Genomic DNA, 22,515 nt, shown 5'->3' with positions numbered 1-22,515 from the left:
ATCGTTGGGCATGCCGCTCGGCTCGTTTGCCTTGATGACATTTCAACCGGAAGGGGCCCGCTCAGACCTCTGATAGTCTGCTGTCTAGGCTCGCCGCTCTTGTCGGTAGGGGCATTGGGGCACCGTCCGCAAACTTTACATCGCAACAGTGAACGGGCGACGGAGTATCCGCCGCCCTGTCCGTAGCTTACTTGTTCAGGTCCTGCGCCATCATGAGATGATGCTCCAATGCGGGGCGTGTCTTCGTGGCCCACGTCTTCAGGTCGGCATTGTCGCCGCCGTCGCCGTAGCGCTTGAAGAGGTCGACGGCGTCCTTGTGGGCCGAGACCTGGTCGGAATGGTACTGCTTGTTGAAGTCGTCGCCTTTTAGACCGTTGAGCTTGTCGATCATGCCCTGCTGCGAAGACGTCATGGCGGTCGGGATTGCAACCTTTACCTTGCCGGAATCGACCATCGCCTTCATCTCGGCCGATGTCTTGGTGTGGTCGGCAATCATCTGCTCGGCGAAGGCCTTCGTGGCCGGATCGGCCTTTTCAACAGCCAGCTTGCTCGCCGCGATCTCGAACATGTCACTGGTGGCGGCCTCGGTGACAAAGTCTTCCGTCTTCGGAGCATTGCCCATCAGCGAATTGACGCCTGTGCTTTCGGCAGCCGATTGAGCGAAAGCCGAGGTAGAAACCATGAGAAGCGCTGCGGTCAGAATTATCTTGTTCATTTGTAGTCCTCCATTTGCTCTGGCTAACGTGCTTTTGGCTCAGGCGTTCCCAATTGGCCGGAGGGCAAGTGCTTTACGGCCCCTTTTGAGCGATACCGGACAGACGCGGAACCGATAGGACGCATTGAGGTTTGCCATGCTCACATGGGCGCCACGGAAAGTGTGATGCGCTTTCTGCCAACGAGACCCACGCCGTTGCAGACCACGCCATGGCGCTGCTCGTGATTGGATCGCCGTCCGATCTGGGTATCCGGGGATCGCAGAGAGCGACTTACACCGTATCGGGCGTTCAATCTGTCGCCGCGACGGACTGCTGTGCCTCTCAGGTTCGAGGGCTCTTCAGACAAGTCCGCCGCTCCAAGAAACAGGGTTCGATTGCCTTTTGTGACGGCAGCGCCACTTCACTATCGTCGGCTACGTTGTAGTCCGCCGACATCGGGGAAATGATTTGTCAGACGTGAACATGTTGCCAGAGGACCGCGGGGATGGCTCGAAAGTCTCCGCCGTTCGCGCCGCCCCCAGATGGGCAATTATTGGTCTCTTCCTTTACGGCTCGGTGTTTACATTGAGCAGCGCAAAGGAATTCCTGGTGCCCATCGTACTGGCGTTCCTGCTCGCCATGGTCTTTGGGCCGATCAGACGATTCTTTGACCGGCGTGGCGTGTCTTCTACACTGACGTCGCTGGTGATCGTCGCCGTTCTGTTTTTCGGGTTTCTCGCCCTGATAGGCGCTCTGGCCATTCCCGTCAGCGGATGGATGGAGCGCGCGCCGCAGATCCAGAAGGATGTGCAAAGCAAGCTCAGTGGTCTCTCCAGTACCTTTTCAGGGATCATGGATGCCGCAACCCGCCTCGGAGAATTGACCCGTAGTCACTCGGCCGACGTTCAGCAGGTGGAAGTTCGCGACAGCAGCATGATCGCAAACGCTGCTCTCTTTGCTCCCGCAGCGATGGCGCAGTTCATCTTCACGCTGATCCTGCTTCTGTTCCTACTGGCGTCAGGCGATATGTTCTACGAGAAGCTCGTCCATGTCATGCCAACGTTCAAGGACAAGAAGCGGGCGATGCGCATCGCCCACGATATCGAGCGCAAGCTCTCGCGCTATCTGTTGACGATCACCATCATCAATGGCGGACTTGGCGTTGCCGTTGCCCTCCTGCTCTGGGCTGTCGGCATGCCGAGCCCTATCATTTTCGGGGTGCTCGCGTTTCTTCTCAACTACGTCCCCTATCTCGGTGCCTTCGCGGGTATTCTTGTCGCCATGAGTGTCGCGCTGGTGTCGTTTGATGTGCCAGGCTGGTCGCTTGCTGTCGGCGTCCTTTATCTCGGATTGACGAGCATCGAGGGCCAGTTGATCACGCCGTACTTCATCGGACGAAGTCTCCGGCTGAACACCGTGGTCGTCTTCATCGCCGTGTCCTTCTGGGCATGGCTGTGGTCGGCCGTCGGAATGCTTGTCGCCGTGCCGTTGCTCGTGGCCGTGAATACCTTCTGCGAGCACATCGATGGTCTGAAAGGGCTGGGCGACTTTCTGTCCGAGCGCCATTCCGAGAAGGAAGAAGCTCCGGCTGGATAATCGGCGTATGCGTGAGCTTCAGCTTGAGCGCTCACATGCAACTTGCGCCCAGCCGAGCCGCATCGCCGTCAGGAGCGAAGATTTTCGCTGATCCACTCCTCGGCTGTCATGACATCGATGCCATTTCGCTCATTAAAGCTGTTGCGCTTCGGCCATGCCACGCCCTTGCCTTCGGCAAAGACCGCCCGGTATTTCCGGATGTGATTGTCGGGGTCCCGCGCGAGTTCAGATAGGAGATCCGGAACTGTCCATTCTGCCTTTGCAAACGGGCGCCCAAGCACCTTCTGGAGCGTGTCGGCAACCGCACCATAGGTCAGGGTGTCGCCGGCAAGATAGACAATTTCATTGCGGATCGTCGGCTGAGCAAAGACCACTTCCGCGGTCAAGGCACCGATATCGTCGGGAGTTGTCAGAGTGACCTCGGTATCCAGGCTGCCAAGCGCATTGACCACATTCTTTTTGAGATCAACGACCCCGAAGACCGGTTCGAACAGGAAGCTGGTGAACATCCCGGTCGAGATCACCACCCAGTCGGTCTTGTCCTGGGCACGCAGGAGGTCACGCACATCGATCTGGGCGTCGAACAGGTCCTGAGGACTGCCGCGACCGATCACGTCGAAATCGACGCCAAACTGCCATGGGAAATATCGCTTGAGATTGGCGTCCAGCGCAGCTTTCGCAAGCTTCATTGGCGTGTTTCGACCCGCAGAGAAACCTGCGCAGCCGATCACGGTATCGAAGCGAGCGAAGATTGCCGCCAATTCGCTGACGGAAGCGGCAAGAATGTCGCCGGTGACAATCTCGATCCCCAGTTCGCGAATTTCGGAGACATCACGCTGTTTTACCGTGTCCGTCGATTCAACAGTTGCGGCCCGCAAGAGAACGCTGATCGTCGTGTCCGCATGATGCCTGGCTTTACGCGCCAGATTGCGCAGAACCGGCATGCCGAGTTCTCCCGCACCAATAACCAATATCGACTGTGAGTATGCTGTTCGAGAAGAGTTCATCTTGGAAATCCTTGCCAGTCTCATCGTTCGTGTGAACGGGTAACTGGCATATTTCCGGGAGGGTCGTAAGAAGGTACACGCGTGATACCGGAGGGCAGGAAGATGACCATAGACGAAATCCTCAGCTACTCCCAAACCGTCTGCGACGGTCTTCGCGAGGATGAGGACGGGGTGAGGCGCGAGGTCCTCACCCATGCAGGAAACCGGTGGTCGCTGGGCGTCATCCACACCCTGGGTGTCTATGGCAGACTGCGCCATGCGGATATCGGACGAAGAATGCATGGTGTTACCCAGAGGATGCTGACACGCACCCTTCGCCAACTCGAGAGAGATGGGCTGGTCGCGCGCTATGATCTCGTGGAGATGCCGCCGCGCGTGGAATACGAGCTTACCGAACTTGGGATGGCGCTACTGATCCGCATGATTCCCCTTTGGACATGGGTCGTCGAGAACTCGGATCAGTTTCGAAAGTCGCGTGACGAATATGATTCCCGGCCGCAGGAGAAGCCTTCGTGGCAATCTTTCTGATGGGTTTGCAGGTTGCCACGGACAGGTGCGCCACGATCAATGATCGGTCGGATGCTCCCGCACGCCCGAGACTTTGGGGTGGCCCCGAGCACCGACACTGCCCGGCCGCACATAGGCTGATCGTGCGGCCGAGATAGGCCGAAACTCACATAGACTTCAGCATTCCGCCATCGACGAAATATGTCGAGCCGACCGAATAGCTCGCCCGTTCCGAGCACAGGAAAACGAAAAAGTCGGCGGCTTCCTGTGGAGTGGCGAACCTTTTGATGGGAGCATGTTCGTTGGCCACGGAGTCGAGGTAGCCCTGCCAGTCGCCACCTTTTTCGGCAGTGAGCTGCTTGGCGGTCTTGATCCAATCCGGCGTCAGGACGAGGCCGGGATTCACGCAGTTTACCCGGATGTTCTGCGGGATCAGCTCGGTGGAAAGTGTCTTCGAAAACATCATCAATGCCGCCTTGGTGACATTGTAGATGGGCTCGTACCAAAGCGGCTGCACGGCGCATATGGACGCATTGTGCAAAATCACACCGCCGCCCTTTTCCCGCATTTGAGGCGCAAGACCTCTGGCAAGCCGGACGGCAGCCATGACATGCAGGTCGAAGTAGAATTGCCACTTTTCGTCATCGGCCTCCATGACAGTCTCGTTTGAGCCGGTGCCTGCATTGTTGATGAGGATATCCGCTCCCCCGGCTTCAGCAGCGGCGCGGATGACGCTGTTCGTTCCCTCGGCAGTCGCAACGTCGGCGGCAATGCCTGTCGCAGACACCCCGTATTTGGAAGCGATACGGGCGGCCTCTGCCTCAACTCTTTCCTTTCCTCTTGCAGCCAGAATGACGTTGGCGCCCTCCGCGGCAAGTCCTTCCGCAATCGTCAGGCCAATTCCGACACTGCCTCCGGTGATGACAGCATTCTTCCCTTTGAGACCCAGTTCCATTCTTTCTCTCTCCCCTTTTTGGCTTGTATAGAATTGCCGCCGATGTCCGTCATGACAAGTCGGTGGAATTGGTCGCTGGCATATCGGATGAGATTTGCCGGCAGCAGCAGGATAGCTTCGACGAACTGAAGCGTCTCGAAGTATCGAGCGATCGCGGGATTTCAGTGAAGCCACCTAACGCAGAAGGCCATCGCGCCCAAACTCTTCCCAGCCGCTCAGCGGCGAACGGTCATCGTCACCGCCACCTGTGGGATCAGACGAAGTCTTTTCGGTCTTCAGCGAACGGGTGAGCTTTCTCTTCCAGGACGCCTGCTGCCTTTTCTCGGCGGCGGCGATGACATCGTCTTCGCGCCACTCGTCCACCACGCTGCGGTTGAGCAGATCCTCGACAAACCTTGGATCGAAGACGTGGAACGTGATCTGTTTCGCCCGCCCGCGCAGTCTGACGGTGCGAATCCCGGCACTCTGCAGTCGCCCGTCCTTCAGCCACCGGTGCCTCTCCGTCGTCGTCATCGTCAGGATATCCTGGATCTCGCGGGGGATGACCGGAAGGCTTTCGATGTCCACAAGTGCCTCGGTGACGACAGCCGACACTGAGCGAAAAACGGTCTTCGAGGTTTCCGGCAGTACCAGTCTCAGGATCGAACCATCGATATCCAGCGATTTCCGGATCGCCAACGGCAACCGCGCCCGGATTTCAAGAAGAATGCCCTTGGCGCGCACGGATGAGCCGAGCGTCGCTGCTGGCGACAGCGCCCACTCCTTGAGCAGTTCCGGGGCATCGGTCTTTTCGGTCCTTGGCATGCCGACGAAATGGGCGTCGCCATAGTCGAAGTCAACACCGGGTGCGGTCTTCCCGGCATGCCGGAAAAGCGCTGACGGCCTAATTCAGTGCGTAGGTCACGACGCGGTGCGGATGCTCGACGCGGAACCTCGACAGCATTTCCGAAGCCTGTTGGGCTGCAAAGCCGGCATTCTCGACATCTTCCCGGGCCCAGTCATCGGCGTTGACGCGAATCGCATCGGCCATTCCCTGCGAGACCGCAGCGAAATGCTTGTTCCCTTCCACCAGTGCCTCTTTGGCAACACCCTCGAGGGCAATGGCGAGCCCGACCAGTAAATCCTCGCGCTCGCGAACGCTCAAGGTTTCGATCGCGGTGATGGGCGTGCTCATCTTGAATTCCTTCAAACGTGCTGTCGATCGGTCAAATAGGCCTCCGATAGACCGGTATCTGGTGACGATCCGACCTTGGGTCAACATTTCAGCTGCTGCATTCTCGCGCAATTTCGGGCGGCAGTTCACGCTGTGAAATGTTTGGTCACTTTAAATGAGTTTTGTTTTTCGCTTTATCAGGGCATCTGGGGGTGAAATCATCGAGACGCGTCGCGCTATGACGCATGATCAAGAGTGAAACTCATGGATAAGCCAATAGCTGTCAGTCGCCTGGCCAAGAATACGGTCTTCGGCAAGGGCGACGTTTTCGTGCTTTTCGGCGAACTGTTCGGTCGCGGCTATGCAACTGGCCTGCTTGACGAGGCACGCGCGGCTGGAATGGAGATCGTCGGCGTGACGGTTGGACGCCGCGATGAAAGCGGAAGCCTGCGCCCGCTCGATGCCGAAGAATTCTCAGCTGCCGAAGCTCGCCTGGGCGGCCGGATCATCAATATCCCGCTGATGGCAGGCTTCGACATGGACGCGCCCGACGGTGGTCCGACACCCACCGATATCCTCGGCGAAATGACCTTGGAGAACTGGCAGGACGAGAAACTTGACTGGGACTATCTGGCGCGCTGTCGCGCGACGGGGACAGCCCGGCTTACCAATGCGCTTGCCCAGGTGATGGATGTGCTTGACGGCATGATCGCCGATGGCAAGAACGTATTTTTCGCCCATACGATGGCCGGAGGCATTCCGAAGGCCAAGGTCTTCCTCGTGCTGGCCAACCGGATCTACAAAGGGCGCGGAGCGCGCCACATGTCGTCGCAGACCCTGCTCGACAGCGATATGGGCAAGCTCATCCTGCAGAATTTCGACGAGGTGTCGGCCGACACTTTCGGACATCTCATCGAGTTCAGCGCCGCCATACGCGACAGGATCGAGAACTCGGGCGGCACGGTCAGGTACACGGCCTACGGCTACCATGGCTCCGCAGTGCTCATCGATGGCGAGTATCGCTGGCAGACCTATACCAACTACACCCAGGGCTACGCCAAGATGCGGCTTGAAGGCATCGCGACGCGCGCCTGGGAAGCCGGGATCAAGGCGACAGTCTACAACTGCCCCGAAATTCGGACGAATTCTTCGGATGTCTTCACGGGCATCGAACTGCCGCTCATTCCGCTGCTGCTGGCGCTCATGCAGGAGGGCGGCGGTCAATGGGTCGACGACCAGTGGCAAGCCTGCGGGCAGCTTCTTGCGGACGGCTTTACGATGGAAGATGTCTTCCGCAAGATCGCTGAAATGCAGGCGAACGACGTCATGCGCCCCTTCTATGATTTTTCGGCGTGGCCTATGGCAAACAGCCAGAAGCAGACCGATCTTGTCATCGGCGCGTCGAGCGAGATCACCCAGATGCACCGCGATGGGAAGGCGCTGATCAGCGACCGCCTGAGTAGTCTGGTTGTGGAAGCCACCGGGAAACTGATATTCGGAGAGACCTCGGAGCCGTCGGGCCCTGTTCTCTGGCTCAACCACGATATTGTCGCGCGCCAGCTTTTGGCTTCGCATTCTGACAGCCTGCAGGACCATCAAGACCTCGCAGCTTGAGGCATCCTCAAATCGCAATGGACCGGCGATGTTTTGACGCCGGAGATTGAAACGGGCTGGCCCGCCGCTTGAGGCCTGCCCCAGGACGATCGACCGGATACTGCGCCCGACAGCAGCGTAAGCGCCATTAACTGACCTAACTGTGCTGAACTGCCGGTTCTCTACGCGGACCGGAGAGTTATGCGGGTGAGTTCCGCCGGCTTTCCCAAACGCAGGGCAAAACCCGGCCAAAGCCCCGTGCCGTTGTTCACATAGAGATGCATGCCTTCCACCTTGTAAAGGCCCGAAACGAACCCGTTATTGCCCCTCGCCACAAGGCTGGAAAGCCCGACGACCATTCCGCCATGGGTGTGGCCGGAAAGCTGAAGCGAGACCCCTGCCCTGGCGGCGCTTGCGGCTCCCATCGGCTGGTGATCGAGCAGGATAATCGGAGCCCCTTCGGGAGCGCCGAAAATGGCCGCACGCAAGTCCGGCCCAACATTGCCTGAATGTTCGGCGGAGCGGTCGGTTACGCCTGCTACGACGATCTTCGCCCCGTCGCGCTCGATGACGACATGCTGGTTCAAAAGCGGCTGAAGTCCCAGCATCCGGTATTCGCGCATCCATTCCTTGTAGTCGAAGAAGTACTCGTGGTTGCCGGGAATGGCCAAGACGCCGTCCCGCGCCCGCAGTTTCGCAATCGGCTGGACATCGAGACGTCGGTGCTCGACATCGCCGTCGATCAGATCACCCGTCATCACGATCAGGTCCACATCGAGAGCGTTCGCCTTCGACACCACCGCGTCTGCCCAGCGCCCGGGAAACAACCTGCTGATATGGAGATCGGTCAACTGCAGGAGGCGATATCCATCAAAGGCGGCGGGAAGACCGGATACCGGAATTTCGATATCCCTGAGCGCTGGAACGCGGATGGCTTGGCTCACGCCAAACATAGCGAGGCAAAGCGCAAAAATCCCCATTCCATAGCGCAACTCAGGACGAACGACTGGAAACGCACCCTTTATCGGCCAGAGGACAATCGAGACCAGGTCGAGGCCGATCTGGAATACCGCAAGCAGGACTGTCGCCCCGAAGATCACGTTGAAGGCGATGATGAGCGGCCTCGGAAACTCCGGCGAGAAAACCGATCCCGACGAAAGACGGCAGAACAGGAGGAATTGCGACGCAATCAGCAGGACGGCGGCGAGGAGCAATTTTATCGACCATGGCCATGGCAACGGTTCGATAAAGCGCACCACGACCAGAAGCCATGGCAGTCCGAGAATGATGTTGAACATGGATCAGAGGTTTTCCAGTGAAATAGATCGGGACGCGCAAGCCGCCTTTAGTTGGGAAACCAACCGATGGAAATCTATTTTTAAATGCGGTTCGGAAACGGTTCGACGCCCGGGCGGTAGAAATCATTGCTGATTTTCCCGCCCACGAGCCCCTGTCCGGCTTTTTCCACTCAGAACCGCTGCGGCGCGGCGGGTTTGTTTCCGAAGATGGCCTCAATGCGCTCCAGGACATCAGCGGTGAGCTTGTCCTTATGGCTGAGCGCCGCAAGATTGTCCTCCAGCTGGCTCAGGCGCGATGCGCCCAGGATCACGGTCGAAACATTGCGGTTCGACAGGCACCACAGAAGCGACAGATGGGTGATGGAGATTCCGATTTCGTCGGCAAGGTCGGCCAACTCGGAGACTCTCGCAAGCTGGGCGCGACCGGCTTCGCTCGACCATTTTTCCTTCAGCCACTCATAGCCCGGCAGGTTCATGCGCCCGTCGTTGGGAATGCCCTTGTTGTATTTCCCGGTCAAAACGCCGGAAGCCAGCGGCGACCAGATGGTCGTGCCCAGTCCCATCAGATCGTAGAGGGGCAGATAGTCGGCTTCGACCTTCTGACGCTCGAACACGTTATACTGCGGCTGCTCCATCGTCGGCGGCGTGATGCGCAGGTCGCGGGCCACGGCATAGGCCTCCGTCAACTGTTGGGCAGACCATTCGGATGTGCCCCAATAGAGAATCTTCCCTTGAGCCACGAGATCGTGCATGGCGCGAACCGTTTCCTCGATCGGTGTATCGATGTCCGGGCGGTGGCAGAAATACAGATCGAGATAGTCCACCTGCAAACGCTTCAGGGCCGCATGGGCAGCGTCGGTCACATGCTTTCGCGAAAGACCGCGCTGCGTCGGCTTCTGGCCGCCCCAGAACACCTTGCTGGAAACGATGAAGCTGTCGCGGCTCCAGCCGAGTGTTTTGAGGGCCTCGCCCATGACGAGTTCGGACTTTCCGCTCTCGTAACCTTCGGCGTTGTCGAAGAAATTGACCCCGTTGTCATAGGCGTGCGCCATCATGCTGACGGCATCGCTGCCATCGACCTGCTTGCCGAACGTGACCCACGATCCAAACGAGAACTCGCTGACCTTCAACCCTGATTTTCCGAGACGGCGGTATTCCATGGCGTAGCTCCTCCCGCGATGCGCAAGAGGGCAACATAGCGCAAGGCGATGCGAAAGACAGTCCGGGCCGGCGACTATAGCGCTGACAGCAGGGCATGGATCGAAACCGGAGCAATCCTGCACTCGCCGGTTTAACGGTATCCAGCCGCCTGAAGTTCGAAGAGCTGCGCATACCGCCCGCCTTGCTGGAGCAGCTCGGTGTGGGTTCCGCTCTCCAGAATGCTGCCGTTTTCGAGGACAAGGATGCGATCCGCCATCCGGACGGTCGAGAAGCGATGCGAAATGAGAACCGCCGTCGTATTTTCGGCCAGGCTCTTGAACCGGGAAAAAACCTCCGCCTCCGATTTGGCATCCAAGGCCGCTGTCGGCTCATCGAGGATCACCAGCTCGGCATTCCGCATATAGGCTCGCGCGATAGCGAGCTTCTGCCATTCGCCACCGGAGAGATCGCGCCCCTTGTTGAACAGACGCCCGAGCGGCTGTTCGTATTTGAGCGGCAACTTGCTGATGACGGCGTCGGCAAGGCTCAGTTCGGCGGCGCCCTCGATCCTCTCCATGTCGGTCCGCGCCTCGATGCGTCCGACACCGATGTTGTCTGCGGCAGTGAAGCTGTAGCGCGTGAAATCCTGGAAGATGACCCCGACATGGGCGTGGATCTCGGCGATGTCCATTTGCCGAAGATCTACGCCATCGACGGTGATCCGACCTTCGTCGGGATCGTAGAGGCGCGTCAGAAGCTTGACGATCGTCGTCTTGCCAGCTCCGTTCTCGCCGACCAGCGCAAGGGTCTCGCCGCCACGTAATGTGAAGCTGAGGCCCCGGACGGCCCATATGTCGGTATCCGGATATCGAAACCCGACGTCGTCGAAAACGATGCCATCGCGTATCGGCTGAGGAAAGGGTTTTGGATCGACAGGTGAACTGATCGTCGGCTTGATTTCAAAAAACGAAAAGAGATCGTCGAGATACAGCGATTGCCCGGCGATCTGCGTGAACCCGAGGAGTATCTTCTGGAAAAGGCCATTGAGCCGCAGGAACGCTCCGGCGAGAAATGCGAGGTCACCGATCGAAAATACACCAACGATGGTCTGCCAGACGATATAGGCGTAGGCCCCGTAGTAGGTCAGGGTGCTGATCGCGGCGAGCAGTGATCCCCAGATCGCCCGGTGAATCGATAGCGTTCGTGTTTCTGCAAATATCGTCTCGGACAGCGATTTGAAACGGTCGACGAGGTACGTCCCGAGGCCGAAGAGCTTCATCTCCTTCGCGGTGCCGGCGCTGGCACCGATGAAACGAATGTATTCGAGCTGCCGACGCTCCGGTGTCCGGCCGCGCGTGAGGTCGTAAGACCTGATGTTGAAGCGCGTTTCTCCCCAGACGGCCGGAACGAAGGATAGCGCCAGCAGCAGAATGAGCCACGGTGCATAGGCCACCAGCCCGGCGGCCAGCGTGGCGACGGTAATCATGTCCTGGGCCTGCCCGAACATCTGCGGCAACAACGCATTGCGACCGGCCGCCTGCCGTCGGGCGCGCTCCAGCCTATCCTGATATTCCGGGCTTTCGAAGTGACGCAGGTCGAGCTTTGCAGCATGCTGCATCAGCTCGACGCTCACCGTATTGGAATGACGCTCGCCGAGGATAGAATCGACCAGCGTCGTTGCCCGCGTCAGCAGGTCGAGAGCGAAAACAAGTGCGAATTCCAGCGCCAGCAGCGGAAGAATGACGTTCAGCCGCCCGCTGGCCCACCACTCCGAGAGACTTGATGAGGCGGAATGGGTTGCGGCCAGGCGCACCACTTCGTCAATGATGAGCTTGCCGACATAGAGGGCGAGGACCGGCTGGAGGGCGCGCACGAGCCTCAAGCACATGCTGGCAAGCGTCAGCCATCGGCTCGTTCTCCAGATTTGGGCGACAAGCCGCGCAAGAAGCCGCAGATTGCCCAGCTTGTCGCGGAGGCGGCTGCCGGATGATCCCGGTCCGCCAGCGGGGCCGGCGGGTTCAGACGCTTTCAAACCGGCAGCTTCGCCAGGACGAGACGTCACCTTTGACGGCGCTCTCAAGAGCGTTCGATCGTTTTCGCCGCGGCATCCAGCGCGCTGGCGATAATTTCAGCCGAATGGTCTTCCAGCGGACCGCGAAGCCGAAGTCGCAGAGCCAGCTTGACGTTTTCCATGGCTCGAATGATCGCCGCAGAGACAAGCGTGACGCCATCGCCACGCGCAGTCCCGACGCGTGCGACGAGGTCGTCTGCGGACGCTCTGTTGGCGATGAGAAATGCCTCGCCTTCGGAGGTGATGCGATATCGCTTCCGGCCAGGCTGGTCGATGTCGATGGTGGCGTAACCCATGTCCTCAAGCCATGCGAGGGTCGGATAGATTACGCCCGGGCTCGGCGAATAGCTGCCGCCCATGCGCTCCTCGATAGCTTTCATGAGGTCATAGCCATGCGAGGGATTGTCGGCAATCATCGTGAGAAGGAGGAGGCGCAGCTCCCCGTAATCGAAAGGACGTTTGCCCTCCCTGCCCCCGTGATGTCGGTGATGCTTGCTGTGGTGCCCGTGATGGCGACCGCCGTCGTGAGATTTGTTGTCCATGTTCCCGATATAGATCTCGATATATCGGGATTCAAGATTAAACGACCCTCTGCCGGGACCCGATTTCTGCGGTGATGTATTCGGCCAGCTTCTCGTCGGCCTCGCGGATGAACTTGGTCAACGCTCCACGGGTGAAGTTGCGATCCTTGTTGTTGACCGCTTTGATCCGCGCGCTATCGACCCCCAAGAGTTCGCGCCCGAAAAACCAAGCTGGCGCACAGGACGACGAACTCTCGGAAGACCTGCTTGAAGGCCGACCGGTTCACGCGGCGGAAAGGCGATGGTGCGGAAGTCCGGCTTCACGTGCCGCAGCAGCCAGATCACCTCGATGTTGCGATGGGCTTCTGCCTTCTGCCTCCAGTCGCCGACTCGAACGCACCCGGTTGATATAGCCGTACACGTAGAGCTTCAAAAGGTCGGCCGGATCATAACCCAGACGGCCGGTCTCCTTCGCGGCCACCTGTACAAAGCCTGCGGCAGCAAGATCGAGGCCATCCACGAAAGCCTTGATGAAGCGGACCGGGTTATCCGGCTCCACGTAATCGTCCATTGCTTCGGGCAGAAGCAACAATTGAGCGCGATCTGATCCTGAGAGATATGCCATGGCAAATTCTATCACGGAACCTTATTCTCTGGAATCTAGAGTCAAGTTTTCGTACCCTCCGTGAGATTTCCGCGATGATCTCTTGGAGGTATGATGCCACAATGGCCATGGCGAAATAGGCGGTCAGATGTCGACGAGTATGGTCGGAGTTCGCTTTGGCACTATGCTGCCGAGGGGAATCTTGTCGCGCTAGAAAATGAACTACGTAGCACTGACGATGTTTCCGCTGCCGATAAGGACGGATTCACAGCCTTACACGTAGCCGCTCAGAATGGGCACATTCCGATTGTTAGGAAACTGCTTGCTGCTGGCGCAGAGGTCAACGTTCTAGACTGTTACGGAAATGGACCGCTATGGACTGCAAGCAGGCAGGCGAGCTTGGCTATTGCAACAGAGCAGGCATTCGAAATTGCAGCGCTGCTGTTGAGAAGTGGGGCCAATCCGCATCATGTCAACAATGCCGGACGATCGCCCGTGATATGGGCGACCAGGAGTACCAAACTGCGAGAAACATATATTGCAGCAGGTGTGCCGGTCCCGACTAATCGAGAGTAGCGTTTTAGGACGGTCTGCAAGAGTTTCGCGACGCGGGACACACGTCGGGATGCGATCAGTCTTGCCTTACATGGCACGGCCTTCGAACGAGGCCAGTTGCAGCATGACGAGGGTGTCGGCGCTCTGCGTCTGGAGCGCCTCGCCATCTTCTTCCTGCCTGATGGAGCCGTAGCTGGCGTTTCCGCCTTCGGCGTATTGGGTCTGCGCGGCCTGCCTGCCGGACACAAAATTCCGGTCGGATTTGTACGGACCGCCTGTCTCAGTGTGGGGGTTGGACATGATGTGCTCCGAGAATTGCTTTGGGCTCGTAACGGGCTTGGCTTCTGATCGTTCCGTCATTCACGGCAATCAGCAGCGATTTGCGCCGCCGGTGCCGTGAGACGCTCTTTGCGATTGCGACTATTCGGGCTTCAGGCCACTTCCGCTTTCTGGTTTGGAAAAATAACCCAAATTTGGTCGCTCCTGCCACTCAACATTGTGTCGATTTTTCACCGGATTTACCGCAAGCTGATCACGAGCAAAGCCGTGGTCGCCTCTTTGCCTCGATAATAACACGCCGACCGCGCCCCAAGGATTTTCCCATGAAAAAATTGCTTCTCGTCGCCTCCGCCATGGCTTTCGCCTTCCCGCTTCTTGCCCAGGCGGAAACGCTGAAATTTCCGAGCGATGCACCGATTGCGTCCGTTACCATTCCCCATAGCTGGGCGCCGAAAGAAACCGAGACCGGCATCGATGCGACCTCCGACGACTCTGCAGTCTACTTCTCGATCGACGTCGCAGACGAGAAATCCTCCGACAAGGTCGTCAGCGATGCGATCGATTTCCTGACGAAGAGCGGCGTCAAGATCGATCCTGCAACCCAGAAGGACGAGGGCGACAACACCATCAACGGCATGAAGATGTCGACGCTCGGTTGGCAGGGCACCGACAATGATGGTGCCGTCGATGTGGAACTCGCCTTCCTGTCGCCTGTACCCGGCAAGCTGCTTGTCGTCACCTACTGGGGATCGAAGGATTCCGGCAGCAAGCACGACAAGGAGCTGACGTCGATCCTTTCGTCGCTGGTCGCCGTCAAATAGCGCCAAGCCGATAGACCTTGCCCCCGGGACACCGCAATAGCGTTGCCTCGGGGCTGGCGACCGGGATACCCCTCACCCGCAGCGGCGCGCACGCCGGTTGCGAGAGGCCAGACGTGCATCTGGCGCAACACTCCCATCAAATTCGTGACAAGGCCGCTAATGATAATTTGCTTTTATCGACTTTGACGGTAAAGCCGTGGGTGGGACAGACGGGAACGGCGCGGGACAGCGGCTTTTCCGACAGTCAATGCGCGAGAACGAGCTCAAGGACGATACGATGAACATCCGCATGTTTTCTGCGGCAGGGCTGATGATGGCCCTCGCCGGATGCACGACCGTTTCGAACGTTGCCACCATTCCGATGATGAAGGCCAATCCCGTTCAGGACTATTGGTCTGGCAGATCTGCCGGCAAGTTCTTTGCCGCCTACGGCCCTCCGATCTCCGACCATGACGACGGCGGCGGCCGGGTCTACAACTGGCGTGGCGGGTACAAGAAGGTCCGCGTCGAGACCAAGACTGCCGATGGAGCGCCGGGCAAGCCAGCCCGCACCGTCAATCTCAGCTGCAAGGCTGACATAACCACCTCGTCGGACTACGTTATCCGCTCGATCCGCATCGTTGGCGACATGCCCGGCGTGAACGGCCCATCTTATTGCGCCGAACTGCTCATCCCGACACCTCCTGCCGCCGCCAGCTAGTACACTGCCGACAGGATGGACATGGCGCAGGCGGCTCCAGGCCGCCTGTTTGCATTTTCGGGCTGTGCGGGGCGGCACCCCAGCGTGCCGGCTTGAACAACCCTGGCGCGATGCCCACCTTCATCCCTGAACGCTATCCGGCAAGCCTATCGTCCTGCCCCAGAACCATCAGAGTACGCCCATGACATCGATCGAACTTGGCCTTGATACTTTCGGCGACGTCACTTCGTCTGCCGACGGCGTGCCGCTCACCCATGCGCAGGTGCTGCGCAATGTCGTCGAGGAGGCCGTGCTGGCCGACACTCTGGGCATCGACTTCATCGGAATCGGCGAGCATCACCGCGCCGACTTTGCCGTGTCCGCTCCCGAAATCCTGCTGGCTGCTGCGGCCGTGCGCACGACGCGCATCCGGCTCGGCTCGGCGGTCACCGTGCTTTCCTCCGACGACCCTATCCGGGTGTTCCAGCGCTTCTCGTCCATCAACGCACTCTCGAACGGGCGCGCGGAGGTCATTCTCGGGCGCGGTTCGTTTACCGAGTCGTTTCCGCTCTTCGGCTTTGCGCTGCGCGACTACGAAACCCTGTTCGAGGAAAAGTTGGAGATTTTCGCAGCGCTGGTCTCGCAGAAGTCGGTCAGCTGGAAGGGCACTATCCGCCCGCCGCTGACCAACCAGCAGGTCTTTCCGCCGATCGAGACGGGGTCGTTGCGGACATGGATCGGTGTCGGGGGAAGCCCTGAGTCTGTCGTGCGCGCGGCACGCCACAACCTTCCCCTGATGCTGGCGATCATTGGCGGCGACCCGAAACGTTTCGTGCCTTATGTCGACCTCTCGAAGCGTGTCTATGACCAACTGAAGCTGCCGATGCAAGCGATCGGCGTGCACTCGCCGGGCTATGTCGCCGACACGGACGAGCAGGCGCGGGCCGAATTCTGGCCGGACTACAAGCGCATGCGCGATCAGATCGGTGCGGAACGAGGCTGGCCGCCGATGGAGGCATCGGAGTTCCGCCAGGAAATCGACCACGGCTCGCTCTATGTCGGCTCGCCGGAGACTGTGGCGCGCAAGATCGCTGCAACGATCAAGGTGCTTGATGTCAGCCGCTTCGACCTCAAATACAGCGCAGGCCCGCTTCCCCACGAAAAGCTGATGCGCTGCATCGAACTCTACGGCACCAGGGTTGCACCGACGGTCCGCGATCTGCTCGCCTGACGGTGATGCAGCAGGGCAGTGATTTGCCCTGCATTGCCGCTGAGTTTACATGGCTGCAGCGACCAGGCTCGTCAAAGCCTTGCGGCCGGTGCGGTAGACGAGGCTCGGCGCATCCATTGCCCTGCCGAGAAGACCCGGCTCCCTCTCCTGAAAACTGACCGTTTCCACCAGCGTGTCCCCCTCTTGCGGGAATGCGGCGGGCACCTGCGGCGCGGCGACGTGGCCGACGATCAGCGGATCCTTCGTTTCGCAGCCCGGCAGGCAGCTCTCGAAGCTGACGGTACCGGCGCTGGCGACGACCGCCTCCCTCACCGCCCGCTTGGCGGGGACGGGCGTATGCCGGGGAGCCGAATCCGCCGCTGCTACGGCGCGGAAGGTGGGGATCGGAATATTCGCGACGACGGGCGCTGCTGCCGGACTGGCATCGATCGCCGCCTGCGCCACGGAGACACCGGGGTTTACCACGACGCCGGGAAGCACTATCGCAACTCTCGGCGCATTGTTCATCGGTGCGGCGGCCAGCTCTTCCGAACCGTTACGGTGGGTCACATAGATGACGGCCGCCAGGGCGCCGCACATGACGAGCGAAAATCCTGCCCGCGCGACGATGTCGCTGCCGGCCCTGTACCAGGTCTGCTGCTGCGAAGTCATGATTCTCTCCGTGGCTGTTTCAGTTGCCCTATAGAGACCCTGAATTGCGGCAGGGGTTTTGTCGGAAAGAGTCCTTTCGCGGGCAGTTTATGTAACTATGTTCGCCACAGATTTTTGATTGCGTCCGGAAGCAGGCAAGGCTGGCGGATCTTTTCGATCCCGGGCGGCGGCCTATATGCGTCCACCACAGACTTTCGATAAAGAGGATTGGCCAGATGAGACCTCGCGTTATTTGCCTCATGCTCACATCGCCGGATGGCAGCTTGCATCCGAGCCGTTGGACGACAAGCCCGGATGGGAGCCGCTCCGACTGGTCGGCGCTTTATGAGAAGGTCCACAAGGCACACGATGCCAATGCCTGGATGGTCGGGCGCGTGACGATGGCCGAGATTTCCAAGGCCGGCGCCCATCCGCCAGCGGCACCCTTCGATGTCAGGCGGCCGCATCACTTCGCCAATACCGCCGCCACGAGTTTCGCGATTGCGCTTGACCGCTCCGGCAAGCTGCATTTTTCCAGCGACGCGCTCTATGGAGACCATGTCGTCGTGCTGCTCGGACGCGACGTGCCCGACAGCCATCTGGCCGAACTCACCGCCGACGGCGTCTCCTATGTCGTGTCGGAAACGCCCGAAATGGACATCGGCGCGATGCTCGACCTCATCGGCCGCGAACTCGGCATCACCCGCATTTTGCTGGAAGGCGGTGCTGCCGTGAATGGCTCGCTGATGGCTGCCGGACTGGTGGACGAACTCAGTTTCGTCGTTGCGCCGGCGCTTGAGGCACGCGAAGGCAGCGACCGCATCATCGCCTACGGCGAGGAAGGCCTGACGGGGAAAGCCGAGCTCTCGCTGATCTCCTGCGAACCCCTCGGCCACGGCGCATTGCATCTGCGCTATGCGGTAAAGCGGCCGCAGTGAGGACGGCTGGTCTCCAGCCCGTCACCTTGCATTGCTGACATCACCGCAAAGCGGCCTCTCAGAACCGGCCAATCCTCCGGATCACGAGGGACGGCGCGAAGGGGCTGGCACGTCGGGTACGATTTCTGTGGGCCACGTTCTGATCTCGTGGACCTGGCCGGGGATCTGGTCGCGCAGATAGGTCTCCTGGCCCGGCAAGCCCATCGGGTAAAGCGCATCGCGACTGGTCTCATAGGCTGCTGCTTTGGCCGTGCAGAGGCGGATACGCATGTCCTCCGGTGCGATATCGGTGCGATTTTGGACATCGTCGACGGGTCCTGACGGAGACAGCCGGCCCTCGAAGGCCTGCGTCAGATACAGCGCCGCCCGTTCGTTGCGCTCCCGCTCCGTCGTGGCGCCGAGAAGGACCACCATCACACGCCGCCCGTTCCGCGTGGCCAGCCCGACATAGTTTCGACCTGAAGCACAGAGGAAGCCGGTCTTCATGCCGATCGTGCCATTGAAGCTGGTAAGCAACGCATTGTTGGACTTGATCTCCTTGCCATCGATCGTCACAGCCGTCGCTGCGAAGAAGCGCCGGTACTCGGGAAACATCTGGTCGATCTCCATTCCCAAGATCGCAAGATCGCGTGCGGTAGTATAGTTTTTCCGGTCGAACAGGCCGTTGGGACTGGAAAAGTGGGTGCCGGTCATTTTGAGGCGCACGGCCTCCGCGTTCATGCGCTGGACGAACGACGCCTCATCAGGCGCCACCGCTTCGGAAAGGGCGACGGCGACATCGTTGGCCGATGCCGTGAGCGCCGCAAACAGCGCGTCCTCGAGCGTCATCGTTCGCCCAAGGGTCAGGCCGGATTCGAGAAAAGCCTGCTTCGTGGCATTGCGCGTCATGACCACAGGTGTCGTAAGGCTGACCTGACCGGCGCGCAGGGCTTCGAAAACAACCAGCGCCGTCATCAGCTTGGTCGTCGAGGCCGGATACCATGGCGCGCCTGCGTCCTCCTGGTACAGGACCTGGCGTGTTGCCGTATCGACAACCAGCACCGGCGTGGCACTGGCCGGCGCACTTGCGAAAAGGCAAGCAACCAACACCCAGGCCGTCCACCGCCTTGCCGCCAACAGCGCTCCGATCATAAACCCGCCTCCTGCACAAAGATCTCCTCATGCCATGATGAGCGATGCGGACACAAGAGTTTGGTGACGACCGAGGGCATGGCGATGGGTTACAGACGAAGTCTGGAGTGGACTGGCCGCATCTCCCGGAGCGGCGAAAGCAGGAAATTCCGATGCGGCAATAACATCGGCAAAACGATTGCGGACATTGCCTTCTATAGCTATGATAAACATCATCTATTTATCGGAAAAGAAAGCGGCAAAATGGCTTCGCTTGCAAGCATGGAACCGTTGCTTCCTGACAGCAACCGGGAACTGGAAGACCTGGCAATCGAGCTGACATCGGCAGCCAGTCGTTTTGCCGCGCGACTGCATCCGGTTTTGCGCGCATCGGTTGGCGATTTGGTTCGCTCGATGAACTGCTACTATTCGAACCTCATCGAGGGACATAACACGCTACCAATCGATATCGATCGTGCGATGGCCGGCGAGTATGCGGCGGAGACTGAAAAGAGAAACCTGCAGCTCGAAGCACGCGCGCACATAGAGGTCCAGCAGCTCATCGACCACGGTGACATGCCGTTCCCGGTCCTGTCCGTGGCGGGAATCTGCTGGCTTCACGGCGAATTCTGCCGTCGCCTGCCGGACGAGTTGCTGATCGTCGCAAATCCTGACACCGGCGAGGAAATCAGAATGGTCCCCGGTGAGCTTCGGACGCGGCATGTCAGGGTTGGCGACCATATTGCGCCGGAACCCGCGATGATCGCGCCATTGCTTCATCGTTTTGTCGAAGCCTATTCCATGAATATGCTTTCCAAGCTTCAGAAGATCATCGGCGTCGGAGCATCCCATCATCGCCTCGCCTGGATTCATCCCTTCTTCGACGGCAACGGTCGCGTCACCCGCTTGTTTTCACATGCGCTGCTGCGGGACCTCGGAATAGGCTCGGAACTCTGGTCCGTGTCGCGCGGACTTGCACGAAACGTTGATGACTACAAACGCCTGCTGGCGCGGGCGGATCAGCCACGCCGCGGCGACCTCGATGGTCGAGGTAACCTTACACAGGCAGGCCTGACCGATTTCACCACGTTCTTCCTCTCGTGCTGCGTCGATCAGGTGACCTTCATGGAGGGATTGCTTCAGCCCGAAGAGTTACTGAACCGGATCGAAGTCTGGTGTGCCGAGGAAGTGCAGATTCAGCGCCTGCCCAAGGGTAGTTGGCCGCTGCTGCGCGAAGCGGTGCTGGCAGGAGAATTTTCCCGATCCCAGGCGCAGGCGCTCACCGGCTACCAGGAGAGACAAGCGCGTACGGTTCTGACCGGCCTGCTTGAACGGGGCATGCTGGTATCCGATAGCCCCAAGGGCAAAGTCCGCCTCGGCTTCCCACTCGATGTCATCGAGCGATGGCTTCCAAGTCTCTACCCTGCTGTTCGTTAGTGTTACGCTAGAATGGGTCTCAATTTTCTGGCTGGGGCGCCTGGATTCGAACCAGGGTATGACGGCATCAAAGGCCGTTGCCTTACCGCTTGGCGACGCCCCAGCATGGTCGGGCGACCGTGTCGCCGAACCGAGGCCTGATTAGCAAAGCGGAGCCGCCGTCACAATCACTAAGTTTTGCAAGGCAGCATATTTTTCTGATGTTCGGGGGGCGCTATGCTAGGGCGGGAGGGGAAACGTACTATGGATCGTTCGGCCTGCTCCGGGCGAAAACTGGCAGAGTGACATGGCAAGCCCCGATTTCGACCGCTCCTTCGATCCCGGCTATGGCCGTGGTGTGCCTGTGGCTCCCGGCGTCGAGCGGCTGACGGTCGAAAATCCCAGCGCCTTCACCTTTCATGGGACCAACAGCTATATCGTCGGCGCCGGATCATCGGTCGCGGTCATCGACCCCGGGCCGGACAGTGCTGCCCATTTCAAAACGCTGATGGCGGTGCTTGCCGGCCGCACCGTCAGCCATATCCTTGTCAGCCATACCCACCGCGACCACTCGCCGCTGGCACGGCGACTGCAGCAGGAAACGGGCGCGCTTACCGTCGGACAGGGACCGCACTGGGCCGCACGCCCGCTGCATGAGGGCGAAATCAATCCCTTCGCTGAGAGTGCCGACATGGATTTCGTGCCCGATATCACGGTGGCCGACGACGAGACGATTTTCGGTGACGGCTTTGCGCTGACGGCGCTTTTGACGCCCGGCCACTGTGCCAACCATGCCTGCTTTGCGCTGGAAGGATCCGGCATCGTGTTTTCGGCCGATCACGTCATGGCCTGGGCCACCAGCGTGGTAGCCCCGCCCGATGGGGCGATGGCCGATTACATGGCTTCGCTCGAGCGCTTGCTGTCGCGCGACGACAAGATCTTCTTTCCCGGCCATGGCGGGCCGGTGCGAGAACCGGCCTCTTTCATGCGCGGCCTGCGCACGCACCGGCGGATGCGCGAAAGGGCGATCCATGAGCGCATCAAGGCCGGCGACCGGCTGATTTCCGACATGGTGCGGGCAATCTACCGCGATACCGATGTTCGCCTGCATGGCGCCGCTGCGCTTTCCGTGCTGGCGCATCTGGAAGATCTGGTGGAGAAGGGAGTGGTCGCAACCGACGGCCCGCCGTCCCTGCTCGGCACCTACCGCCCGGCCGCCTGAGGCTCACACATATTGGCCCGCACAAAAAGGATGACCATGGCGCGCACAAGAGACTTCAGCTATCGCGACGATGCTGCCGTTCCCGATTTCGACGACGGACGGCCGATCATCGTCTTCGACGGCCATTGTGTGTTCTGTTCGGCCTGGGTTCGCTTCGTCCTCAACCAGGACCGCAGGGATCGCTACCGGTTCATCGCCGCGCAGACGCCGCTCGGCGATGCGCTCTATAGGCATTACGGCCTCGAGACCCGCGATTACGAGACGAACATGCTGCTCGAGAACGGTCGTGCCTATCTGAAATCCGATGCGACGCTGCGCGTGCTGGCCGGGCTCGGCCTGCCGTGGTCGCTGGCCGGCGTGGCGCGCATCGTTCCACGCGGATGGCGCGATAGGCTCTATGGCTTCATAGCCCGACACCGCCTCGATATCGCCGGTCGCCTCGAAAGCTGCTATGTGCCAACGCCGCAGGAGCGGGCGCGGTTCCTGTCATAGCG

Annotated in this window: 25 protein-coding genes and 1 tRNA gene; 11 read left to right on the top strand and 15 right to left on the bottom strand. The window is 59.8% G+C overall.

Annotated features, from left to right (window positions below):
• Positions 1-187: 187 nt before the first annotated feature.
• Positions 188-715, bottom strand: a complete 528-nt coding sequence (locus PR018_RS02625; RefSeq protein ID WP_142824261.1) for a DUF4142 domain-containing protein — start codon at positions 713-715, stop codon at positions 188-190.
• Between the two features lie 463 nt (positions 716-1,178).
• Here PR018_RS02625 and PR018_RS02620 point away from each other — a divergent pair, with 463 nt between their 5' ends.
• Positions 1,179-2,291: an AI-2E family transporter gene (locus PR018_RS02620; RefSeq protein WP_142824475.1), complete on the top strand. Its 1,113-nt coding sequence runs from the start codon at positions 1,179-1,181 to the stop codon at positions 2,289-2,291.
• A 68-nt stretch (positions 2,292-2,359) separates the two neighbouring features.
• On the opposite strand, the gene PR018_RS02615 is transcribed toward PR018_RS02620, so the two are convergent.
• Complete coding sequence (locus PR018_RS02615; protein ID WP_244615277.1) at positions 2,360-3,556, bottom strand: aromatic alcohol reductase; 1,197 nt, start codon at positions 3,554-3,556, stop codon at positions 2,360-2,362.
• Between PR018_RS02615 and PR018_RS02610 the strand changes: the two genes are divergently transcribed.
• Complete coding sequence (locus tag PR018_RS02610) at positions 3,470-3,826, top strand: winged helix-turn-helix transcriptional regulator (protein ID WP_224153333.1); 357 nt, start codon at positions 3,470-3,472, stop codon at positions 3,824-3,826. The genes PR018_RS02615 and PR018_RS02610 overlap by 87 nt on opposite strands.
• Positions 3,827-3,971: 145 nt before the next feature.
• Here the strand turns inward: PR018_RS02610 and PR018_RS02605 are convergent, their stop codons facing one another.
• The 3 genes from PR018_RS02605 to PR018_RS02595 form a co-directional block, all read right to left on the bottom strand.
• Complete coding sequence (locus PR018_RS02605; RefSeq protein ID WP_142824258.1) at positions 3,972-4,760, bottom strand: SDR family NAD(P)-dependent oxidoreductase; 789 nt, start codon at positions 4,758-4,760, stop codon at positions 3,972-3,974.
• 174 nt (positions 4,761-4,934) lie between these two features.
• The gene (locus tag PR018_RS02600) at positions 4,935-5,564 is read right to left on the bottom strand and encodes a hypothetical protein (protein ID WP_142824257.1); all 630 of its coding nucleotides are present in this window, start codon (positions 5,562-5,564) and stop codon (positions 4,935-4,937) included.
• Between the two features lie 79 nt (positions 5,565-5,643).
• On the bottom strand, positions 5,644-5,934 hold the full coding sequence (locus tag PR018_RS02595; protein ID WP_142824256.1) for a hypothetical protein: 291 nt from the start codon (positions 5,932-5,934) through the stop codon (positions 5,644-5,646).
• Positions 5,935-6,177: 243 nt separating this feature from the next.
• Between PR018_RS02595 and PR018_RS02590 the strand changes: the two genes are divergently transcribed.
• A complete protein-coding gene (locus PR018_RS02590) occupies positions 6,178-7,527 on the top strand; it encodes an enoyl ACP reductase FabMG family protein (RefSeq protein WP_142824255.1) in 1,350 nt (449 codons plus the stop codon).
• Positions 7,528-7,688: 161 nt separating this feature from the next.
• On the opposite strand, the gene PR018_RS02585 is transcribed toward PR018_RS02590, so the two are convergent.
• From PR018_RS02585 to PR018_RS02560, 6 genes are all read right to left on the bottom strand, one after another.
• A complete protein-coding gene (locus tag PR018_RS02585; RefSeq protein ID WP_142824254.1) occupies positions 7,689-8,804 on the bottom strand; it encodes a metallophosphoesterase in 1,116 nt (371 codons plus the stop codon).
• Positions 8,805-8,974: 170 nt separating this feature from the next.
• A complete protein-coding gene (locus tag PR018_RS02580; protein WP_142829211.1) occupies positions 8,975-9,964 on the bottom strand; it encodes a potassium channel beta subunit family protein in 990 nt (329 codons plus the stop codon).
• A gap of 131 nt (positions 9,965-10,095) precedes the next feature.
• Entirely contained in the window at positions 10,096-11,976 is a 1,881-nt protein-coding gene (locus tag PR018_RS02575; protein ID WP_142829212.1) for an ABC transporter ATP-binding protein, read from the bottom strand.
• A gap of 44 nt (positions 11,977-12,020) precedes the next feature.
• Entirely contained in the window at positions 12,021-12,557 is a 537-nt protein-coding gene (locus PR018_RS02570) for a PadR family transcriptional regulator (protein ID WP_142824251.1), read from the bottom strand.
• Positions 12,558-12,594: 37 nt separating this feature from the next.
• Positions 12,595-12,744, bottom strand: coding sequence for a hypothetical protein (locus tag PR018_RS02565; RefSeq protein ID WP_224128070.1), 150 nt, complete (start codon positions 12,742-12,744; stop codon positions 12,595-12,597).
• Positions 12,745-12,819: 75 nt separating this feature from the next.
• Entirely contained in the window at positions 12,820-13,161 is a 342-nt protein-coding gene (locus tag PR018_RS02560) for a transposase (protein ID WP_224140283.1), read from the bottom strand.
• A gap of 90 nt (positions 13,162-13,251) precedes the next feature.
• On the opposite strand from PR018_RS02560, the gene PR018_RS28440 reads away from it, so the two are divergent.
• Positions 13,252-13,716, top strand: a complete 465-nt coding sequence (locus PR018_RS28440) for an ankyrin repeat domain-containing protein (RefSeq protein ID WP_142824250.1) — start codon at positions 13,252-13,254, stop codon at positions 13,714-13,716.
• A gap of 66 nt (positions 13,717-13,782) precedes the next feature.
• Here PR018_RS28440 and PR018_RS02555 read toward each other — a convergent pair whose 3' ends face one another.
• Positions 13,783-13,995, bottom strand: a complete 213-nt coding sequence (locus PR018_RS02555) for a hypothetical protein (RefSeq protein ID WP_142824249.1) — start codon at positions 13,993-13,995, stop codon at positions 13,783-13,785.
• A gap of 302 nt (positions 13,996-14,297) precedes the next feature.
• Between PR018_RS02555 and PR018_RS02550 the strand changes: the two genes are divergently transcribed.
• The 3 genes from PR018_RS02550 to PR018_RS02540 all read left to right on the top strand — a co-directional run bounded on the left by PR018_RS02550 (position 14,298) and on the right by PR018_RS02540 (position 16,705).
• The gene (locus tag PR018_RS02550) at positions 14,298-14,795 is read left to right on the top strand and encodes a histidine kinase (RefSeq protein ID WP_142824248.1); all 498 of its coding nucleotides are present in this window, start codon (positions 14,298-14,300) and stop codon (positions 14,793-14,795) included.
• A gap of 247 nt (positions 14,796-15,042) precedes the next feature.
• Positions 15,043-15,495: a hypothetical protein gene (locus tag PR018_RS02545; RefSeq protein ID WP_224128074.1), complete on the top strand. Its 453-nt coding sequence runs from the start codon at positions 15,043-15,045 to the stop codon at positions 15,493-15,495.
• Positions 15,496-15,676: 181 nt separating this feature from the next.
• Positions 15,677-16,705, top strand: coding sequence for an LLM class flavin-dependent oxidoreductase (locus PR018_RS02540; RefSeq protein WP_142824247.1), 1,029 nt, complete (start codon positions 15,677-15,679; stop codon positions 16,703-16,705).
• A 45-nt stretch (positions 16,706-16,750) separates the two neighbouring features.
• Here the strand turns inward: PR018_RS02540 and PR018_RS02535 are convergent, their stop codons facing one another.
• Positions 16,751-17,356 (bottom strand): hypothetical protein, encoded by a 606-nt coding sequence (locus tag PR018_RS02535; RefSeq protein WP_142829213.1) that lies wholly within the window; start codon positions 17,354-17,356, stop codon positions 16,751-16,753.
• A 215-nt stretch (positions 17,357-17,571) separates the two neighbouring features.
• Between PR018_RS02535 and PR018_RS02530 the strand changes: the two genes are divergently transcribed.
• Entirely contained in the window at positions 17,572-18,273 is a 702-nt protein-coding gene (locus PR018_RS02530) for a RibD family protein (RefSeq protein ID WP_142824245.1), read from the top strand.
• Between the two features lie 81 nt (positions 18,274-18,354).
• Here PR018_RS02530 and PR018_RS02525 read toward each other — a convergent pair whose 3' ends face one another.
• Positions 18,355-19,404 (bottom strand): D-alanyl-D-alanine carboxypeptidase family protein, encoded by a 1,050-nt coding sequence (locus PR018_RS02525; RefSeq protein ID WP_224128076.1) that lies wholly within the window; start codon positions 19,402-19,404, stop codon positions 18,355-18,357.
• A 63-nt stretch (positions 19,405-19,467) separates the two neighbouring features.
• Here PR018_RS02525 and PR018_RS02520 point away from each other — a divergent pair, with 63 nt between their 5' ends.
• Entirely contained in the window at positions 19,468-20,820 is a 1,353-nt protein-coding gene (locus PR018_RS02520) for a Fic family protein (RefSeq protein ID WP_224128094.1), read from the top strand.
• Positions 20,821-20,848: 28 nt separating this feature from the next.
• On the opposite strand, the gene PR018_RS02515 is transcribed toward PR018_RS02520, so the two are convergent.
• Positions 20,849-20,923, bottom strand: a tRNA-Gln gene (locus PR018_RS02515).
• 183 nt (positions 20,924-21,106) lie between these two features.
• On the opposite strand from PR018_RS02515, the gene PR018_RS02510 reads away from it, so the two are divergent.
• Complete coding sequence (locus PR018_RS02510; protein WP_142824244.1) at positions 21,107-22,021, top strand: MBL fold metallo-hydrolase; 915 nt, start codon at positions 21,107-21,109, stop codon at positions 22,019-22,021.
• A gap of 30 nt (positions 22,022-22,051) precedes the next feature.
• Entirely contained in the window at positions 22,052-22,513 is a 462-nt protein-coding gene (locus tag PR018_RS02505) for a thiol-disulfide oxidoreductase DCC family protein (RefSeq protein ID WP_142824472.1), read from the top strand.
• Positions 22,514-22,515 lie beyond the last annotated feature (2 nt).

Source organism: Rhizobium rhododendri (genome assembly GCF_007000325.2).
GTDB classification, from domain to species: domain Bacteria; phylum Pseudomonadota; class Alphaproteobacteria; order Rhizobiales; family Rhizobiaceae; genus Rhizobium; species Rhizobium rhododendri.
Note: the sequence above shows the minus strand (reverse complement) of the source record. Positions and strands in the feature narration are given on the sequence as shown.

Excerpts from the sequence above, each read along its gene's own strand:
- PR018_RS02625 (WP_142824261.1), bottom strand. The coding sequence starts at position 715 with ATGAACAAGATAATTCTGACCGCAGCGCTTCTCATGGTTTCTACCTCG.
- PR018_RS02620 (WP_142824475.1), top strand. The coding sequence starts at position 1,179 with ATGTTGCCAGAGGACCGCGGGGATGGCTCGAAAGTCTCCGCCGTTCGC.
- PR018_RS02615 (WP_244615277.1), bottom strand. The coding sequence starts at position 3,556 with ATGGCGCAGTCTGCCATAGACACCCAGGGTGTGGATGACGCCCAGCGA.
- PR018_RS02605 (WP_142824258.1), bottom strand. The coding sequence starts at position 4,760 with ATGGAACTGGGTCTCAAAGGGAAGAATGCTGTCATCACCGGAGGCAGT.
- PR018_RS02600 (WP_142824257.1), bottom strand. The coding sequence starts at position 5,564 with ATGCCAAGGACCGAAAAGACCGATGCCCCGGAACTGCTCAAGGAGTGG.
- PR018_RS02595 (WP_142824256.1), bottom strand. The coding sequence starts at position 5,934 with ATGAGCACGCCCATCACCGCGATCGAAACCTTGAGCGTTCGCGAGCGC.
- PR018_RS02590 (WP_142824255.1), top strand. The coding sequence starts at position 6,178 with ATGGATAAGCCAATAGCTGTCAGTCGCCTGGCCAAGAATACGGTCTTC.
- PR018_RS02585 (WP_142824254.1), bottom strand. The coding sequence starts at position 8,804 with ATGTTCAACATCATTCTCGGACTGCCATGGCTTCTGGTCGTGGTGCGC.
- PR018_RS02580 (WP_142829211.1), bottom strand. The coding sequence starts at position 9,964 with ATGGAATACCGCCGTCTCGGAAAATCAGGGTTGAAGGTCAGCGAGTTC.
- PR018_RS02570 (WP_142824251.1), bottom strand. The coding sequence starts at position 12,557 with ATGGACAACAAATCTCACGACGGCGGTCGCCATCACGGGCACCACAGC.
- PR018_RS02560 (WP_224140283.1), bottom strand. The coding sequence starts at position 13,161 with ATGGCATATCTCTCAGGATCAGATCGCGCTCAATTGTTGCTTCTGCCC.
- PR018_RS28440 (WP_142824250.1), top strand. The coding sequence starts at position 13,252 with ATGATGCCACAATGGCCATGGCGAAATAGGCGGTCAGATGTCGACGAG.
- PR018_RS02555 (WP_142824249.1), bottom strand. The coding sequence starts at position 13,995 with ATGTCCAACCCCCACACTGAGACAGGCGGTCCGTACAAATCCGACCGG.
- PR018_RS02550 (WP_142824248.1), top strand. The coding sequence starts at position 14,298 with ATGAAAAAATTGCTTCTCGTCGCCTCCGCCATGGCTTTCGCCTTCCCG.
- PR018_RS02545 (WP_224128074.1), top strand. The coding sequence starts at position 15,043 with ATGCGCGAGAACGAGCTCAAGGACGATACGATGAACATCCGCATGTTT.
- PR018_RS02540 (WP_142824247.1), top strand. The coding sequence starts at position 15,677 with ATGACATCGATCGAACTTGGCCTTGATACTTTCGGCGACGTCACTTCG.
- PR018_RS02535 (WP_142829213.1), bottom strand. The coding sequence starts at position 17,356 with ATGACTTCGCAGCAGCAGACCTGGTACAGGGCCGGCAGCGACATCGTC.
- PR018_RS02530 (WP_142824245.1), top strand. The coding sequence starts at position 17,572 with ATGAGACCTCGCGTTATTTGCCTCATGCTCACATCGCCGGATGGCAGC.
- PR018_RS02525 (WP_224128076.1), bottom strand. The coding sequence starts at position 19,404 with ATGATCGGAGCGCTGTTGGCGGCAAGGCGGTGGACGGCCTGGGTGTTG.
- PR018_RS02510 (WP_142824244.1), top strand. The coding sequence starts at position 21,107 with ATGGCAAGCCCCGATTTCGACCGCTCCTTCGATCCCGGCTATGGCCGT.
- PR018_RS02505 (WP_142824472.1), top strand. The coding sequence starts at position 22,052 with ATGACCATGGCGCGCACAAGAGACTTCAGCTATCGCGACGATGCTGCC.